The organism is Enterobacter sp. SES19 (genome assembly GCF_011765665.1).
GTDB classification, from domain to species: domain Bacteria; phylum Pseudomonadota; class Gammaproteobacteria; order Enterobacterales; family Enterobacteriaceae; genus Enterobacter; species Enterobacter pseudoroggenkampii.
Genome location: NZ_CP050320.1, coordinates 3469452 through 3486295 on the forward strand (window position 1 = coordinate 3469452; position 16844 = coordinate 3486295).

17 protein-coding genes are annotated in these 16844 nt (G+C 56.3%); 6 read left to right on the forward strand and 11 right to left on the reverse strand.

What is annotated here, in order from left to right; genetic code table 11:
• Window positions 1-59: 59 nt before the first annotated feature.
• Window positions 60-1055 carry a bile acid:sodium symporter family protein gene (locus GXP72_RS16485; protein WP_024907615.1) on the forward strand — a complete coding sequence of 332 codons (996 nt, stop codon included), beginning with the start codon at window positions 60-62 and terminating at the stop codon, window positions 1053-1055.
• Here the strand turns inward: GXP72_RS16485 and GXP72_RS16490 are convergent.
• The 3 genes from GXP72_RS16490 to zipA form a co-directional block, all read right to left on the reverse strand.
• Complete coding sequence (locus tag GXP72_RS16490) at window positions 1052-1267, reverse strand: DUF3820 family protein (RefSeq protein WP_003861328.1); 216 nt, start codon at window positions 1265-1267, stop codon at window positions 1052-1054. The genes GXP72_RS16485 and GXP72_RS16490 overlap by 4 nt on opposite strands.
• A gap of 1 nt (window position 1268) precedes the next feature.
• The gene (gene ligA / locus GXP72_RS16495; RefSeq protein ID WP_208763128.1) at window positions 1269-3284 is read right to left on the reverse strand and encodes an NAD-dependent DNA ligase LigA; all 2016 of its coding nucleotides are present in this window, start codon (window positions 3282-3284) and stop codon (window positions 1269-1271) included.
• 69 nt (window positions 3285-3353) lie between these two features.
• Entirely contained in the window at window positions 3354-4352 is a 999-nt protein-coding gene (gene zipA / locus GXP72_RS16500) for a cell division protein ZipA (protein WP_208763129.1), read from the reverse strand.
• A 230-nt stretch (window positions 4353-4582) separates the two neighbouring features.
• Between zipA and cysZ the strand changes: the two genes are divergently transcribed.
• The 5 genes from cysZ to crr all read left to right on the forward strand — a co-directional run bounded on the left by cysZ (window position 4583) and on the right by crr (window position 9376).
• Window positions 4583-5344: a sulfate transporter CysZ gene (gene cysZ, locus GXP72_RS16505; protein WP_024907612.1), complete on the forward strand. Its 762-nt coding sequence runs from the start codon at window positions 4583-4585 to the stop codon at window positions 5342-5344.
• Between the two features lie 163 nt (window positions 5345-5507).
• Window positions 5508-6479: a cysteine synthase A gene (gene cysK / locus GXP72_RS16510; protein WP_014884739.1), complete on the forward strand. Its 972-nt coding sequence runs from the start codon at window positions 5508-5510 to the stop codon at window positions 6477-6479.
• A 317-nt stretch (window positions 6480-6796) separates the two neighbouring features.
• Window positions 6797-7054: a phosphocarrier protein Hpr gene (ptsH, locus tag GXP72_RS16515; protein ID WP_000487600.1), complete on the forward strand. Its 258-nt coding sequence runs from the start codon at window positions 6797-6799 to the stop codon at window positions 7052-7054.
• Between the two features lie 44 nt (window positions 7055-7098).
• Window positions 7099-8826, forward strand: coding sequence for a phosphoenolpyruvate-protein phosphotransferase PtsI (gene ptsI / locus GXP72_RS16520; RefSeq protein WP_032646702.1), 1728 nt, complete (start codon window positions 7099-7101; stop codon window positions 8824-8826).
• A 40-nt stretch (window positions 8827-8866) separates the two neighbouring features.
• Window positions 8867-9376 carry a PTS glucose transporter subunit IIA gene (gene crr, locus GXP72_RS16525; RefSeq protein WP_003861316.1) on the forward strand — a complete coding sequence of 170 codons (510 nt, stop codon included), beginning with the start codon at window positions 8867-8869 and terminating at the stop codon, window positions 9374-9376.
• Between the two features lie 44 nt (window positions 9377-9420).
• On the opposite strand, the gene pdxK is transcribed toward crr, so the two are convergent.
• From pdxK to GXP72_RS16565, 8 genes are all read right to left on the reverse strand, one after another.
• Window positions 9421-10257 (reverse strand): pyridoxine/pyridoxal/pyridoxamine kinase, encoded by an 837-nt coding sequence (gene pdxK / locus GXP72_RS16530; protein WP_208763130.1) that lies wholly within the window; start codon window positions 10255-10257, stop codon window positions 9421-9423.
• A gap of 5 nt (window positions 10258-10262) precedes the next feature.
• On the reverse strand, window positions 10263-11174 hold the full coding sequence (gene cysM, locus GXP72_RS16535) for a cysteine synthase CysM (RefSeq protein WP_208763131.1): 912 nt from the start codon (window positions 11172-11174) through the stop codon (window positions 10263-10265).
• A 117-nt stretch (window positions 11175-11291) separates the two neighbouring features.
• The gene (cysA, locus tag GXP72_RS16540) at window positions 11292-12386 is read right to left on the reverse strand and encodes a sulfate/thiosulfate ABC transporter ATP-binding protein CysA (protein WP_008501607.1); all 1095 of its coding nucleotides are present in this window, start codon (window positions 12384-12386) and stop codon (window positions 11292-11294) included.
• Window positions 12376-13251, reverse strand: a complete 876-nt coding sequence (gene cysW / locus GXP72_RS16545; protein WP_090420070.1) for a sulfate/thiosulfate ABC transporter permease CysW — start codon at window positions 13249-13251, stop codon at window positions 12376-12378. The genes cysA and cysW overlap by 11 nt, the downstream gene beginning before the upstream one ends.
• Entirely contained in the window at window positions 13251-14084 is an 834-nt protein-coding gene (gene cysT / locus GXP72_RS16550) for a sulfate/thiosulfate ABC transporter permease CysT (RefSeq protein ID WP_004123378.1), read from the reverse strand. The genes cysW and cysT overlap by 1 nt, the downstream gene beginning before the upstream one ends.
• Window positions 14084-15097, reverse strand: coding sequence for a sulfate ABC transporter substrate-binding protein (locus GXP72_RS16555; protein ID WP_023344640.1), 1014 nt, complete (start codon window positions 15095-15097; stop codon window positions 14084-14086). The genes cysT and GXP72_RS16555 overlap by 1 nt, the downstream gene beginning before the upstream one ends.
• A gap of 173 nt (window positions 15098-15270) precedes the next feature.
• Window positions 15271-16170: a Dyp-type peroxidase gene (locus GXP72_RS16560; RefSeq protein ID WP_208763132.1), complete on the reverse strand. Its 900-nt coding sequence runs from the start codon at window positions 16168-16170 to the stop codon at window positions 15271-15273.
• Window positions 16171-16262: 92 nt separating this feature from the next.
• Window positions 16263-16838 carry an RpoE-regulated lipoprotein gene (locus tag GXP72_RS16565; protein WP_032659315.1) on the reverse strand — a complete coding sequence of 192 codons (576 nt, stop codon included), beginning with the start codon at window positions 16836-16838 and terminating at the stop codon, window positions 16263-16265.
• Window positions 16839-16844 lie beyond the last annotated feature (6 nt).

Here is a 16844-nt window from a genome sequence, read left to right on the forward strand (position 1 = left end):
CAATTTTATTTCTCAAACGGAAGAAAGCACAATAGCGACATCTGTTTTCAGGAGAGATTATGAAACTTTTTCGTATCCTTGATCCGTTCACGCTTACCCTGGTGGTTACCGTTTTACTGGCCTCATTTTTCCCGGCTCGCGGCGGTTTCGTCCCATTCTTTGAAGGGCTGACCACGGCGGCCATCGCCCTGCTGTTCTTTATGCACGGTGCCAAACTCTCCCGCGAAGCCATTATCGCAGGCGGCGGACACTGGCGACTGCATCTATGGGTGATGTGCAGCACGTTCATTCTGTTCCCGATCCTCGGGGTGCTGTTTGCCTGGTGGGCACCGGTTAATGTTGACCCGGCACTCTACACTGGCTTCCTGTATCTCTGTATTCTGCCGGCCACGGTGCAGTCCGCCATTGCCTTTACCTCTCTCGCGGGAGGGAACGTGGCGGCCGCGGTCTGCTCGGCATCCGCATCCAGCCTGTTAGGGATTTTCGTCTCTCCGCTGCTGGTGGGCCTGCTGATGAACATGCACGGTGCGGAAGGTAACCTTGAGCAGGTGGGTAAAATCTGTCTGCAGCTGCTGCTGCCGTTTGTCCTGGGCCATCTCTCCCGTCCGTGGACCGGCGCATTTGTGGCGAAGCATAAAAAGTGGATCTCAAAAACCGACCAGACCTCGATTCTGCTGGTGGTTTACTCCGCCTTCAGCGAAGCAGTCGTGAACGGGATCTGGCACAAGGTGGGGGCAGGCTCGCTGCTGTTTATCGTGGTGGTCAGCATTGTCCTGCTGGCGATTGTAATAGCGGTAAACGTCTTTGTGGCACGCAAGTGCGGCTTCAACAAAGCGGATGAAATTACGATTGTGTTCTGCGGTTCGAAGAAGAGTCTGGCTAACGGTATCCCGATGGCCAACATTCTGTTCCCGACCTCGGTGATTGGAATGATGGTGCTGCCGCTGATGATTTTCCATCAGATCCAGCTGATGGTCTGCGCGGTGCTGGCGCGTCGCTACAAACGCCAGACCGAAAAGCTGGCGCAGGAAGAGACCCGCGCCGCGAAGGCTTAAGGGCGTTTCAGGGGCTGAACCAGCTGGGTCAGCCCCTCGGTTTTGATCAGTAACGTGATAGCCATCAGCTCGCCCAGTCGCCCTGCCGGGAATTCATCCTTGCGGGCAAACCACAGCAGATACTCCTCCGGCAAATCGATCAGCCTGCGGCCCTTGTATTTACCGAACGGCATCTCGGTATTGGCGATCTCAACGAGCTGCTCTTTCTCCACGTTACTCTCCTAACAGACGCATCATTTCCGCTTCGTCGATAACCTCAATGCCGAGCTCCTGGGCTTTCGCCAGCTTCGAACCCGCCGCTTCCCCGGCGATCACCAGGTCGGTTTTCTTCGACACGCTGCCCGCCACTTTTGCCCCCAGCGCCACCAGACGCGCTTTTGCATCGTCGCGTGAAAGCTGGCTCAGGCTGCCGGTCAGCACCACCGTTTTACCGGCGAACGGGCTGTCGATCTCTTCGGCGTTGACCACTACCGGTGCAGGCCACCTGATGCCCTCTTCCAGCAGTTTGCCGATGACTTCGCGGTTGCTCTCTTCGGCGAAGAAGTTAAAGACGTGCGTGGCGACAACGATGCCGACATCCGGAACTTTCTGCAGCTCCTCGATGCTCGCCTTTTCCAGCGCCTCCAGCGTACCAAAGTATGCTGCCAGACCTGCTGCGGTTGCTTCACCCACTTCACGAATGCCCAGCGCGTACAGGAAACGGGCGAAGGTGGTCTCTTTGGCGGCTTCCAGCGCGTTAACCACGTTCTGGGCTGACTTCGGCCCCATGCGGTCCAGACCAGTCAGTTTGCCCGCCGTCAGTTTGAAGAGATCCGCTGGCGTGTGGACATACTCTTTCTCAACCAGCTGATCGATAATTTTATCGCCCATGCCGTCGACGTCCATCGCCCGACGGGAGACGAAGTGCTTCAGTGACTCTTTACGCTGTGCGCCACAGATTAAGCCCCCCGTGCAGCGCGCCACCGCTTCACCTTCCACACGCTCTACGTCAGATCCGCACACCGGGCAATGGGTCGGGAAGACAATCTCGCGCGTATCATCAGGACGTTCTGACTCCACGACGTTAACCACCTGCGGGATCACGTCCCCCGCGCGGCGAATCACCACTTTGTCACCAATGCGCAGGCCCAGGCGTTCGATTTCATCGGCGTTATGCAGCGTGGCATTACTCACCAGCACGCCCGCAACCTGCACAGGCTCCAGACGGGCAACCGGGGTAATGGCGCCCGTACGGCCGACCTGGAACTCCACGTCGCGGACGAAGGTCATCTGCTCCTGAGCCGGGAACTTAAACGCCACCGCCCAGCGCGGCGCGCGCGCCACAAAGCCCAGCTGCTCCTGCAGCGCCAGTGAGTTCACCTTGATGACCACGCCATCAATATCAAACCCGAGCGTCGGACGGTCCTCTTCCACTTTGTGGTAGAACGCCAGTACCGCTTCCGGCGAGTCGCAGAGCTGAACGCGGTTGCTCACCGGGAGGCCCCACGCTTTAAACTGCAGCAGACGCCCGAGATGGGTATCCGGCAGCTCGCCGCCCTCCAGAATACCGACGCCGTAGCAGAAGAAAGTAAGCGGTCGCTTCGCGGTGATACGCGGGTCAAGCTGGCGCAGAGAGCCCGCCGCCGCATTACGCGGGTTAGCAAACACCTTCCCACCGGTGCGACGCGCCTCTTCGTTAATTTTCTCGAAGCCCGCCTGGGGCAGGAACACTTCGCCGCGCACTTCCAGACGCGCAGGAATGTTGTCACCCTGAAGCTTCAGCGGGATCGCGCGGATGGTACGCACGTTAGTGGTGATGTCTTCACCCGTCGTGCCGTCGCCACGCGTCGCGGCACGCACCAGCACGCCGTTTTCATAGAGAAGGCTGACGGCCAGGCCATCCAGCTTCAGCTCGCAGCACCAGGTGAGCGCGTCGCTGCTTTTCAGGCGATCCTGCACGCGCTTGTTAAACGCGAGGAAGCTCTCTTCATCGAAGACGTTATCCAGCGACAGCATCGGCACTTCATGTCTCACCTGGCTGAAGGCCCCCAGCGGCTCTGCGCCGACGCGCTGGGTGGGGGAATCCGGCGTGATGAGTTCTGGATGCTGCGCCTCTAATTCGCGCAGCTCGCGCATCAGGCGGTCATACTCCGCATCCGGAACTTCCGGTGCGTCCATAACATGATAGAGATATTCATGATGGCGAAGCGTGGTTCGCAGTTCAGTGAGTTGTTGTTCGATTGAGTCCATATCGCACCATCAATGAGAAAAAACCCCCGACAGGCGGGGGTTGAGGAGGAGTTGAAGTCAACGCGGCGATTACGCGTTGGCTTCCTTAACTTCGCGGATGCGGTCCTGATACTCGCGCAGTTTCTGCGGGGTCATCATTCGACGCTGATCGTCGAGCACCACACCACCGACTTCGTCAGCGATATGCTGAGCGGACTGCAGCATCAGCTTAAAGTTTTGCAGTTCGTCGCCGTAAGACGGCACCTGCATAAAGATAGTGACGCCAGGCGTAACGAAATCACCGGTCATGTCCGGATCAAAGGTACCTGGGTTAACCATGTTGGCCAGGCTGAACAGCGCCGGGCCGCTACCGTCAGGACTCAGGTGACGATGGAAAATGTTCATATCGCCAAACTTGAAGCCTGCCTGTTGAATACTGTTAAGCAGAACGTCACCGTTGAGATGGCTACCGTGATGCGCGGCCACGTTCATAATGATCACCGCTTCTTTACGCTGCGGTTTTTCAACAACCGGCTCTGGCTCTACAACGGGCTCAGGCTCAACGTGCGGTGCCGGAGCGGGCTGAGGCGCAGGCTGTACATGAACAGGCTGCTGCGGTTGTTGTACCGGCTGAGCAGGCTGTTGTACCGGCTGAGCAGGCTGTTGTTGCACGGGCTGCTGCACCGGTTGCTGTTGAACCGGCTGGGCAGGCTGCTGATAGACAGGCTGTTGCGGCGGCTGGCGCACCGGCTCTTCCACAGGCTGCTGCGCTGGCTGGCGCGGCTGTGCGGAAGCATACGGCGGTTGATACTGGTGCTGCGAAGGACGAGGTGCTTCTTGCTCCCCATGGCCTGCGCCGGGCGCAGTATTGACCCGATGAACACGAACTTCACCCACGCCGTCGTCGTCGCTGCCGTCGATGTCATCTTCACTGTCATCGTCATCACGACTGGACTTCATGCGCTTCAGTGGGCGATCGCGAAACATCGAGGAACGCTCTTTACGGCTGGTCCAGAAACCATGTACCAGTAAAGCGATTATGGCGATCGCGCCAACAATGATTAATATCAGACGCAAATCCTGCATCATTATATTCTCTGTTGTTCTAACACCTTGCCACCACGGCAAACATTTACTCACTAAGAGTATTTGCCGTTTACGTCAAGTGCAAGTGTGTGCAGAGCATTCACAGCATAAAGATGAAGGAAATCGTGCTTTTTGCTGGTTTTTCGAACATTTCCGAACTGGTCATTGCTCCGTAAGTGGATAATATAGGCGGGCAATTCCACTGGTTGTGTAAAAAGGAGTACAGCCTGGCTATGGTTTCAACATCTTCTTCTCCCCCGCGCAGCGGCGTCTGGTATTTTTCTCAGGGCTGGAAACTGGTCTCCCTGCCGGGGATTCGACGCTTCGTCATTCTCCCACTGTTGATCAATATTATTCTGATGGGCGGCGCGTTCTGGTGGCTGTTCACCAAGCTGGAGAGCTGGATCCCGTCGCTGATGAGCCATGTGCCGGACTGGCTGCAGTGGCTGAACTACCTGCTCTGGCCGGTGGCGGTGATTTCCGTGCTGCTGGTGTTTGGCTATTTCTTCTCGACGATTGCGAACTGGATAGCCGCACCGTTTAACGGTCTGCTGGCGGAACAGCTGGAAGCGCGGCTTACCGGCGCGACGCCGCCGGACACGGGCATATGGGGGATCATGAAAGACCTCCCTCGCATTATGAAGCGTGAATGGCAAAAGTTTGCCTGGTACCTGCCCCGCGCGGTTGTGCTGCTTATCCTCTACTTTGTGCCAGGCATTGGCCAGACGGTGGCACCCGTGCTGTGGTTCCTGTTCAGCGCCTGGATGCTGGCCATCCAGTACTGTGATTATCCGTTCGATAACCACAAGGTGCCATTTAAAACGATGCGCACCGCCCTGCGCAGCCAGAAGGTCGCCAATATGCAGTTTGGCGCGCTGACCAGCCTGTTCACCATGATTCCCTTCCTGAATCTGTTCATCATGCCCGTCGCCGTCTGCGGCGCGACGGCGATGTGGGTCGACTGCTACCGTGCTAAGCACGCGTTATGGAAATAATGCAAAAATGTGTAAAGCAGGGGTGGCTTATGCCGCCCCTTATTCCATACTGATCCCCATTATTTCCTTGCAGTATATAGATATGCGAATTCCTTACTTCCCCCTACCTGCTTAGCAGGTATGCTGGGTCGGTATCCCAATTTCATACAGTTAAGGACAGGCCATGAGTAAGATTTATGAAGACAACTCGCTGACTATCGGTCATACGCCCCTGGTTCGACTGAACCGTATCGGTAATGGACGCATTCTGGCGAAGGTCGAATCACGTAACCCGAGCTTCAGCGTAAAATGCCGTATCGGTGCAAACATGATTTGGGATGCTGAAAAACGTGGCGTACTGAAGCCAGGCGTTGAGCTGGTGGAACCGACCAGCGGCAATACCGGTATCGCTCTGGCCTATGTGGCTGCCGCGCGCGGCTACAAGCTGACGCTGACCATGCCAGAAACCATGAGCATCGAGCGTCGTAAGCTGCTCAAAGCGCTGGGCGCGAACCTGGTGCTGACCGAAGGCGCGAAGGGCATGAAGGGCGCCATTCAGAAAGCCGAAGAGATTGTGGCCAGCGATCCGGCGAAATATCTGCTGCTGCAGCAGTTCAGCAACCCGGCTAACCCGGAAATTCACGAGAAGACCACCGGTCCGGAAATCTGGGAAGATACCGACGGCCAGGTTGACGTCTTTATCTCCGGCGTGGGTACCGGCGGTACGCTGACCGGCGTGTCGCGCTATATTAAAGGCACAAAGGGTAAAAAAGACCTGATCACCGTTGCCGTTGAGCCAACCGACTCACCGGTTATCACCCAGGCACTGGCGGGTGAAGAGCTCAAACCCGGCCCACACAAAATTCAGGGTATTGGCGCAGGCTTCATTCCGGGCAACCTGGATCTGAAGCTGATCGATAAAGTGGTTACCATCACTAACGAAGAAGCCATCTCTACCGCGCGTCGCCTGATGGACGAAGAAGGCATTCTGGCGGGTATCTCTTCCGGTGCGGCCGTTGCGGCAGCGCTCAAGCTTCAGGAAGATGAAGCCTTTACCAATAAGAATATTGTGGTTATCCTTCCGTCCTCGGGTGAGCGTTACTTGAGCACCGCACTGTTTGCCGATCTGTTTACCGAAAAAGAGCTGCAACAGTAGTGCCAGCATGTTAATAACGCGTAAAAAAGCACCTTTTCAGGTGCTTTTTTGTGGCCTGCTTCAAACTTTTACCCCTCCTGGCATTGCTTCACCCCGAAGGGTCTGGTATTTAAACCAGCAATTATTTTGATGCGTGAAATTAATCGGCAAACGAAATAGCCTTGCTGAATCGATTTTATGATTTGGTTCAAGTCTTGCTTTCGCTGCATAATGTTTAATGACGATCGAAACGTCAGCGCTAACAATACAGGCTAAAGTTCAGTCGCCAGGCTAGACTTTAGTTCCACAACACTAAACCTATAAGTTGGGGAAATACAATGTTCCAGCAAGAAGTTACCATTACCGCTCCGAACGGTCTGCACACCCGCCCTGCTGCTCAGTTTGTTAAAGAAGCAAAAGGCTTCACTTCTGAAATCACTGTGACTTCCAACGGCAAAAGCGCGAGCGCAAAAAGCCTGTTCAAACTGCAGACTCTGGGCCTGACTCAGGGCACCGTTGTCACCATCTCTGCAGAAGGTGAAGACGAGCAGAAAGCAGTTGAGCATCTGGTTAAACTGATGGCTGAGCTCGAGTAAGTTTCCGGGTTCTTTTAAATATCAGTCACAAGTAAGGTAGGGTTATGATTTCAGGCATTTTAGCATCCCCGGGTATCGCTTTCGGCAAGGCACTGCTGCTGAAAGAAGACGAGATCGTCATCGACCGGAAAAAAATTTCTGCCGACAAGGTTGATCAGGAAGTTGAACGTTTTCTGAGCGGTCGTGCCAAGGCATCTGCGCAACTGGAAGCAATCAAAACTAAAGCTGGCGAAACTTTCGGTGAAGAAAAAGAAGCCATCTTCGAAGGGCACATCATGCTGCTCGAAGATGAGGAGCTGGAGCAGGAAATCATAGCCCTGATTAAAGATAAAGGCATGACGGCCGACGCGGCTGCGCATGAAGTTATCGAAGGTCAGGCAACTGCCCTGGAAGAACTGGATGATGAATACCTGAAAGAGCGTGCGGCTGACGTACGTGATATCGGTAAGCGCCTGCTGCGCAACATCCTGGGCCTGGCCATCATCGACCTGAGCGCGATTCAGGATGAAGTGATCCTGGTTGCCGCTGACCTCACCCCGTCTGAAACCGCACAGCTGAACCTGAAAAAGGTCCTCGGTTTCATCACCGACGCGGGTGGCCGTACCTCCCACACATCTATCATGGCGCGTTCTCTGGAACTGCCTGCCATCGTGGGTACCGGTAGCGTCACCTCTCAGGTGAAAAATGGCGACTATCTGATTCTGGATGCCGTAAACAATCTGGTTTACGTCAACCCAACCAATGAAGAGATCGATAAACTGCGCGCGGTTCAGGAGCAGGTTGCGACTGAAAAAGCGGAACTCGCTAAGCTGAAAGACCTGCCAGCCATCACCCTGGACGGCCATCAGGTTGAAGTGTGCGCAAACATCGGTACCGTCCGCGACGTTGATGGCGCTGAGCGCAACGGTGCGGAAGGTGTCGGTCTCTATCGTACAGAATTCCTGTTCATGGACCGCGACGCGCTGCCAACGGAAGAAGAGCAGTTTGCTGCTTACAAAGCCGTGGCTGAAGCGTGTGGCTCTCAGGCGGTTATCGTCCGTACCATGGACATCGGTGGCGACAAAGAGTTGCCGTACATGAACTTCCCGAAAGAAGAGAACCCGTTCCTGGGCTGGCGTGCCGTGCGTATCGCGATGGATCGTAAAGAGATCCTGCGTGACCAGGTTCGTGCGATCCTGCGCGCCTCTGCTTTCGGTAAACTGCGCATCATGTTCCCGATGATCATCTCTGTTGAAGAAGTGCGTGCACTGAAGAAAGAGATCGAAATCTACAAACAGGAACTGCGTGACGAAGGTAAAGCGTTTGACGAGTCAATCGAGATCGGCGTGATGGTGGAAACACCGGCGGCGGCGACCATTGCGCGTCATTTAGCCAAAGAAGTTGATTTCTTTAGTATCGGTACCAATGATTTAACGCAGTACACCCTGGCAGTTGACCGTGGTAATGATATGATTTCACATCTCTACCAGCCAATGTCACCGTCCGTACTGAACTTGATCAAGCAAGTTATTGATGCTTCTCATGCAGAAGGTAAATGGACTGGCATGTGTGGTGAGCTTGCAGGCGACGAACGTGCTACACTTCTGTTGCTGGGTATGGGTCTGGACGAATTCTCTATGAGCGCCATTTCCATCCCGCGCATTAAGAAGATTATCCGTAACACGAACTTCGAAGATGCGAAGGTATTAGCAGAGCAGGCTCTTGCTCAACCGACAACGGACGAGTTAATGACGCTGGTTAACAAGTTCATTGAAGAAAAAACAATCTGCTAATCCACGAGATGCGGCCCAATTTACTGCTTAGGAGAAGATCATGGGTTTGTTCGATAAACTGAAATCTCTGGTTTCTGATGATAAAAAAGACTCCGGAACTATTGAGATTGTTGCTCCGCTCTCCGGCGAGATCGTCAACATCGAAGACGTGCCGGATGTAGTGTTTGCTGAGAAAATCGTTGGTGATGGCATTGCTATCAAACCAACTGGCAACAAAATGGTTGCTCCAGTTGACGGCACCATCGGTAAAATTTTTGAAACCAACCATGCGTTCTCTATCGAATCTGATAGCGGTATCGAACTGTTCGTTCACTTCGGTATCGACACCGTTGAACTGAAAGGCGAAGGCTTCAAACGTATCGCGGAAGAAGGCCAGCGTGTTAAAGTTGGCGACCCGGTGATTGAATTCGATCTGCCACTGCTGGAAGAAAAAGCCAAGTCTACCCTGACTCCGGTTGTTATCTCCAACATGGACGAAATCAAAGAACTGATCAAACTGTCTGGCAGCGTCACCGTGGGTGAAACCCCGGTTATCCGCATCAAGAAGTAATTCTTGCCGCACAGAAAAATGGCGCCTTCGGGCGCCATTTTTGTTTATGCGGGGAGGATAAGCTCGTCGTAACCTTTCGACTGGGTATAAAGCATCACGTCCGTCACCCGATCGCCGGCCATGCGAATGGCATCGGCAACGGTTTTCCCCTCAACAATGCCGCTCACCAGTTCTGAACAGAACAGGTCGCCCGTCCCTTTCAGATCGGTTTCTACCCGCGGATGCGCGCTGATGGTCACGCCTTCATTCGTCACCAGCACCACGTGGATGTTCTGCGGGTCGTCAGCGACCGGTGCACTGGTAATCGCCACCCACTTCAGGCTGTCAGAGAGCAGTCCCTGTGCCGCCGCGATGGCGCTTTCCGGCGTGCGGCACGGTTTGCCGCTTAACACTTCCAGTTCATAGACGTTTGGCGTGATCCCCTGCGCCAGCGGCAGCAGGTGCTCCCGATACGCTTCGGGGATCTCGGGCTTCACGTACATTCCGCTGTCGATATCGCCGATAACCGGGTCGACCAGCACCAGCAGGTCGGGATGCTGCGCTTTGACCGCCTTCAGCCACTGCGCCAGCAGGACGATCTGGCTGGCATTTCCCATATAGCCGGTAGTGACCGCCTTAAGCTCGCGCAGGATCTCGCGCTCTTCCAGCGCCTTCAGGTAACCGCTGAACCACTCGTCGGGGATCACTCCACCATAAAATGTGTCGTAGTGCGGCGTGTTGCTAAACAGTACCGTCGGCACGGCGGTGACGTTCAGCCTGTGGGTTCGAATATTCGGTACCGCAATGCTGTTCCCCACGCTGCCGTAAACCACCTGCGACTGCACGGCGACAATATCGGTTTGCTGCGCCCGGGTATTATCCCGGAATAGAATCATCTCCATGACGCTTAAATCCCCGCCCCCTGCGAATAACTCTCTTCACCAAAGACGCCGGTAGACAGATAGCGATCGCCGCGATCGCAAATAATCGCCACCACCACCGCGCCCGGATTTGCCTTTGCTACCCGAATCGCACCCGCTACCGCGCCGCCCGAGCTGACGCCGCAGAAGATGCCTTCGCGCACGGCCAGCTCACGCATGGTATTTTCCGCCTCGCGCTGGTGAAGATCCAGCACCAGGTCCACAAGCTGCGCATTAAAGATGCCGGGCATATACTCCGCAGGCCAGCGGCGAATGCCCGGAATGCTGCTCCCCTCTTCCGGCTGCAGGCCGACAATGGTGACGGCTTTATCCTGCTCGCGCAGAAAGCGCGATACCCCGGTAATAGTGCCGGTGGTACCCATGCTGGAGACAAAATGGGTGATACGCCCGTCGGTTTGCTGCCAGATTTCCGGGCCGGTGGTGGTGTAGTGCGCGTACGGGTTGTCCGGGTTATTAAACTGATCGAGCAGTTGACCTTCGCCGCGCTCGGCCATTTCTAACGCCAGGTCGCGCGCGCCTTCCATCCCCTGCTCTTTGGTCACCAGAATCAGCTCGGCTCCGTAGGCACGCATCGCGGCGCGGCGCTCCTGGCTCATGTTGTCCGGCATCAGCAGCTTCATGCGATAGCCTTTCAGCGCCGCAATCATCGCCAGCGCGATACCGGTGTTGCCGCTGGTGGCTTCAATCAGCACGTCGCCCGGCTTAATCTCGCCGCGCTTTTCGGCCTGGACAATCATCGACAGCGCCGCGCGGTCTTTCACCGACCCCGCCGGGTTATTGCCTTCGAGTTTGACCCAGATTTCGCTGCCGTTGTCTGGCCCCATGCGCTGAAGCTTGACCAGAGGCGTGTTGCCGATGGTGTTTTCGAGTGTATTCACGTTTTTTACTCAATAAAAAAGCCGGGCGCGCGCAGCAATCCCGGCCTACAAGACGCAGTGATAACTGTAGGCCCGGTAAGCGCAGTGCCACCGGGCGATAAACATCCTAATAACCTATCAGGCTGACTCCGCGAGAGCAATATCCTCGCGCGTCTCGATGCGCTCCTTGCCGTGATAGATACGGGCGTGCTGCAGACCGACAAACAGGCGCTCTCCCCGGTGCGGCGGCACGTCGTCGCGCATGACCACGGTCAGCGGCTCGGTATACCAGCCCAGGGGCTGTACCACCAATTGGGTGTAGTGACCTTTAGGGCTAGCTTCCAGCACCTGCACCGGCAGCGGTGAATCCAAGCTGGTTCGGCGGCTCACGTCCACTTCCCACGGACGCAGGAACAGATCGACCGGTCCCTGATGCGCGGAGGTATAGCCCAGCGGCCAGCGGTGCGCGCCCACGTGGAACTGCCCACCGCGAATAGTACCCTGAAGACGGTTTACCTCGCCCATAAACTCCAGCACGAAGCGGGTCGCCGGTTCGCGCCAGAGCTGCTCCGGCTCGTCAACCTGCTCAATGTTGCCCTGGCTCATGACCACCACGCGATCCGCGACTTCCATCGCCTCTTCCTGGTCATGGGTCACGAAGACGCTGGTGAATTTCAGCTCTTCATGGAGCTGACGCAGCCAGCGGCGCAGCTCTTTACGCACCTGTGCATCCAGCGCGCCGAAAGGTTCATCCAGCAGCAGAATTTGCGGCTCAACGGCCAGCGCACGCGCCAGCGCCACGCGCTGTTTCTGCCCGCCGGACAGCTGGGCCGGGAAACGATCCGCCAGATGAGCCAGCTGCACCATCTCCAGCAGTTTGGTCACCTTCGCCTTAATGGTTGCTGCATCCGGGCGCTCGCGACGCGGCAGCACGGTCAGGCCAAACGCGATGTTGTCGAACACGGTCATGTGGCGGAACAGCGCGTAATGCTGGAACACAAAACCTACTTTACGATCGCGGGCATGCAGGCGGCTCACGTCGGTGCCGTGAAAGCGGATATGCCCGCTGGTCTGATGCTCAAGCCCGGCGATAATACGCAGCAGCGTAGTTTTACCCGAGCCAGACGGCCCCAGCAGCGCCACCATTTGTCCGGAAGGGATATCCAGCGAGATATCATTCAGCACCTGGGTGCGACCAAAAGACTTCTTAATATTGGCAATCTCAATGCTCATGATTTCCCTCCTGATGCTGACGTTTTTCCTGATTTTCTAAACGCCACTGCACCACACTCTTCAAAAACAGGGTCAAAATGGCCATCAGCGTCAGCAACGCTGCGGCAGTAAACGCGCCGATGGTGTTGTAGTCCTGCTGCAGCAGTTCAATCTGTAGCGGTAGCGACAGGGTTTCACCGCGAATGGAACCGGAAACAACGGAAACGGCACCGAACTCACCAATCGCGCGGGCGTTGGTCAGCACCACGCCGTAAAGCAGCGCCCAGCGAATGTTCGGCAGCGTCACGCGGCGGAACATCTGCCAGCCCGAAGCCCCCAGCAGCACCGCCGCTTCGTCTTCGTTGCTCCCCTGGCTTAACATCACCGGCACCAGCTCGCGCACCACAAATGGACAGGTCACGAAGATGGTAACCAGCACCATGCCTGGCCAGGCGAACATGATCTGCAGGTTATTCGCATCCAGCCAGCCGCCCAGCGGGCCGTTGGAGCCGTAAAAGAGCAGGTATACCAGGCCCGCCACCACCGGCGACACGGCAAACGGAATATCCAGCAGGGTAAGCAGCAGCTGACGTCCCGGGAAGTTAAAGCGCGTTACCAGCCACGCCAGCAGGGTACCGAACACCAGGTTCACCGGAACGGTAATCAGGGCAATCAGCACGGTCAGCCAGATGGCGTGCAGCATATCCGGGTTCGCCAGGTTTTCCAGCGCGGGCATCAGACCCTTGCTGAACGCCTGAACGAAGATATAAATCGTCGGCACGACGAGAATGAGGGCGGACACCAGTACGCCCGCCCCAATCAGAAACCATTTACCCCAGTTGATGCGGGGTGCATCGTATCGCTTCAATTGCGTAACTTCCGCCATCAGTGACCTACCACACGTCGACCAAAGCGACTTTGCAGAGTGTTAATCGAGTACAGCAGCAGCAGCGAGGCCGCCAGGATCACCGAGGCAATTGCGCTCGCCGCCGGATAATCAAACTCCTGCAAACGGATGAAAATCATCAGCGAAGTGACTTCCGTTTTCCAGGCGATGTTCCCGGCGATAAAAATCACGGCGCCGAACTCGCCGAGGCTGCGGGTAAACGACAGCGCGACGCCCGCCATCAGCGCCGGAGAGAGCTCCGGCAGCACCACCTTGCGGAAGCTCTGCCAGCGCGTGGCGCCCAGCGTTTCCGCCGCTTCTTCGTATTCCGGACCCAGTTCTTCCAGCACCGGCTGCACGGTACGGACCACAAATGGGATGCTGGTAAAGGCCATCGCCACCGCGATACCGAGCCAGGTATAGGTCACCTTGATGTCAAATTTCGCCAGCCACTCGCCGTACAGCCCGTTCACGGAGAAGAGCGACGCGAGGGTTAAGCCCGCCACCGCCGTCGGCAGCGCAAACGGCAGATCCATCAGGGCGTCAAGCAGCGTGCGGCCCGGGAAGCGATAGCGGGTTAAGATCCACGCCATCAGCAGGCCAAACACGCCGTTAAAAATGGAGGCGACAAACGCCGATAGCAGGGTCACCTTATAGGCCGCCACCACCTGCGGGTTGGTGACCACGTCCCAGTACTGCGCCCAGCTCATCTGAGCAAGCTGCATCACCAGCGCGCTGAGCGGCAACAGCAGGATCAGGCAGACGAACAGCAGGCTGGTCCCGAGGCTTAAGGTAAAGCCCGGCAGCACGCGTTTTGTCGAAACTGCAAACATTACTTATGCCCCGCAGCCAGCAGTTTGTCTAACTCACCGCCGCTGGCAAAATGCGTTTTCATCACGTCTGGCCAGGAGCCGAAATGATCTTCCACGCGGAACAGCGCGGTCTGCGGGAATTTGTCTTTCAGCTTGTTCATCACGTCCGGGTTGTTCACGCGGTAGTAGTAATCGGTAATGATGGTCTGCGCCTGCGGGCTGTACAGGTAGTTGAGATAGGCTTTTGCCGCTTTCTCGGTACCGTTTGCCTGCACGTTTTTATCCACCCATGCGACCGGGAATTCGGCCAGAATGTTGGTTTTCGGGATAACCACCTCGAAGCCCTGCGCTTCGTACTGTTTGCGGATGTTGTTCACTTCCGACTCGAAGCTGATCAGCACATCGCCGAGACCGCGTTCTGCGAAGGTCGTGGTCGCCCCACGGCCGCCGGTATCAAACACTTCGACATTTTTCAGGAACTGGGTCATGAACTGCTCGGTTTTGGCTTTATCGTTACCGTCAGCCTTGTCCGCCGCGCCCCACGCGGCTAAATAGGTATAACGCGCGTTACCGGAAGTTTTTGGGTTCGGGAAAATCAGCTTCACGTCGGAACGCACCAGGTCGCTCCAGTCGTGGATATTCTTCGGATTGCCCTTACGCACCAGGAAGCCCATGGTGGAATAGAACGGGGAGCTGTTGTTCGGCAGACGGCTCTGCCAGTCCGCCGGGATGAGCTTGCCTTTGTCGTGCAGGATCTGCACGTCAGTCACCTGGTTGTAGGTCACCACGTCCGCTTTCAGGCCCTGCAAAATCGCCAGCGCCTGCTTGGACGACCCGGCGTGGGACTGCTTGATGGTCAGCTTATCGCCGTTATTGTCTTTCGCCCACTGCTGTTCGAACGGTGGGTTAAGGGCGGCAAACAGCTCGCGGGAGACGTCATACGAACTGTTTAACAGTTCAGTCGCCTGCGCCTGTGCCACCAGCAGTAAACCTGCCAGCGCCAGAGTTCCTTTTTTTAGTACAGTAACGGCCATTGCGCACCCTTATAAATGTGATGACTATCTTATAGTCATAATATTTATAACGGGGATGAAAGGAGTAACGGTTTTATATACCGTTTGGTGATTTAGAAGCAGAAAAGGGAATAAGGGGTGCGGCCTGATGCCCTCACCCCAGCCCTCTCCCACAGGGAGAGGGAGAAAGGCTATTACAGCGCCAGCAGACGCTCAACGGACGGCGCAAAGTAGTAGCCGCCGGTCACCGGTTTGGTGAAGCGCAGCATGGCGTCGCGCTTACCGTCGGTATCGCCGAACATGCTCAGCAGCTGCTGCTCAATGTTATACAGGCGCGCGCAGTAGGCGCAGAAGTAGAGGCCGTGCGTGCCGCTTGCGGTACCGTACGGCAAGCTCTGGCGAACAATCTTCAGCCCTTTGCCGTCTTCCTTGAGGTCAACGCGGGTCAGGTGAGAGGTAACGGGACGGTCGTCGCCGTCGATCTCTTCGTTGGCTTCTTTAGTACGACCAATCATCATCTCCTGGTCGTGCACGCTCATACGGTTAAGCTGCTTGAGGTTGTGCTCCCAGCGCTGCACGAACACGTAGCTACCGCCCGCGTCCACGCCGTCTTTAATCACCGCCACGTCGCGACGAACCTCTTCACCCGCCGGGTTTTCCGTCCCGTCGACAAAGCCGCTCAGATCGCGCTCTTCGATCCAGCGGAAGCCGTGAACCTCTTCCTGCACCTCAATGCTGTCGCCAAAGGCCGCCACAGCGGCCTGGGCAACGGAGAAGTTCACGTCGTGACGCAGGGAGAGAATGTGGATCAGCACGTCGTACTGGGTCGCAGGTGCCAGACCTTTGCCGTAAGGGATGAAGTCCTTCAGCTCTTCCGCCCCTTCGCCACCGCTCAGCTGACGCCAGACGTTATTGCCAAAGGCAACAACGGCGCCGAGGTGGGCTTCCGGGAATTTGGCCTGGAAGGTGGCCAGCTTATCAACAAACGCTTTACTGGCCGCACGCAGGGCATCCACGTCCCCTTTAACATTGGCTTCAATCCAAATCGCCGCGCGGCAATGTTCTGGCAAAATGCCACTCTGAACCTGAGACATCGCTCCTCCTGAAATAAAGATGCCACGTCAGCGTGGCATTGATGGCGGGTATTATACCCGGATTTCAGCGAGGCGGTTTGTTCAGGCGCAAATTACTGCTTCCAGAGTATTTTGCTCACTTTCCAGCTCTTGAGCGTGTCGTCAGACGGCATCAGTCCTTCCGGTCCGCTCCAGGTTCCGGTGAAGACATAGCTGATGTGCTGGCTGCCTTCCGCCTTACATTCCACCGCGACCTTGTCGTCAGACGGCACGCTGGTGCAATTGCCAAAAGCCTGCTTATAAAGATCGCTAAACGGGGTCCCGACCTTCACGCCGCTGGCGGTCGGAATATCTTCATCCATGACGGCAATCCGGTTTACCGTGCCTTTGTCACCGTTGATCACCAGTGCCAGCTTGTCGCCCTTCAGCGCTTCGTAATAGCGCACTATATTGCCATTCTCTGTTTTCATGCCGCTGCGCAGGCGGTAATCGCTGCTGAGCGCATCCTGAATAGCATTCTGATCCAGCGCCGTCGCGGCGGTAATTTTCCCCACGCCCTGCTCGGTCACTTCCGTTGATGAGCCAAACCAGTTCCACGGATACGCGGCGGACCAGTTAATGGAGGAGAGCGTCGAACAGCCGGTCAATGCCAGCGGGAGAGCGCATAAAAGTAAACGCAGCGATTTCATTGAAAC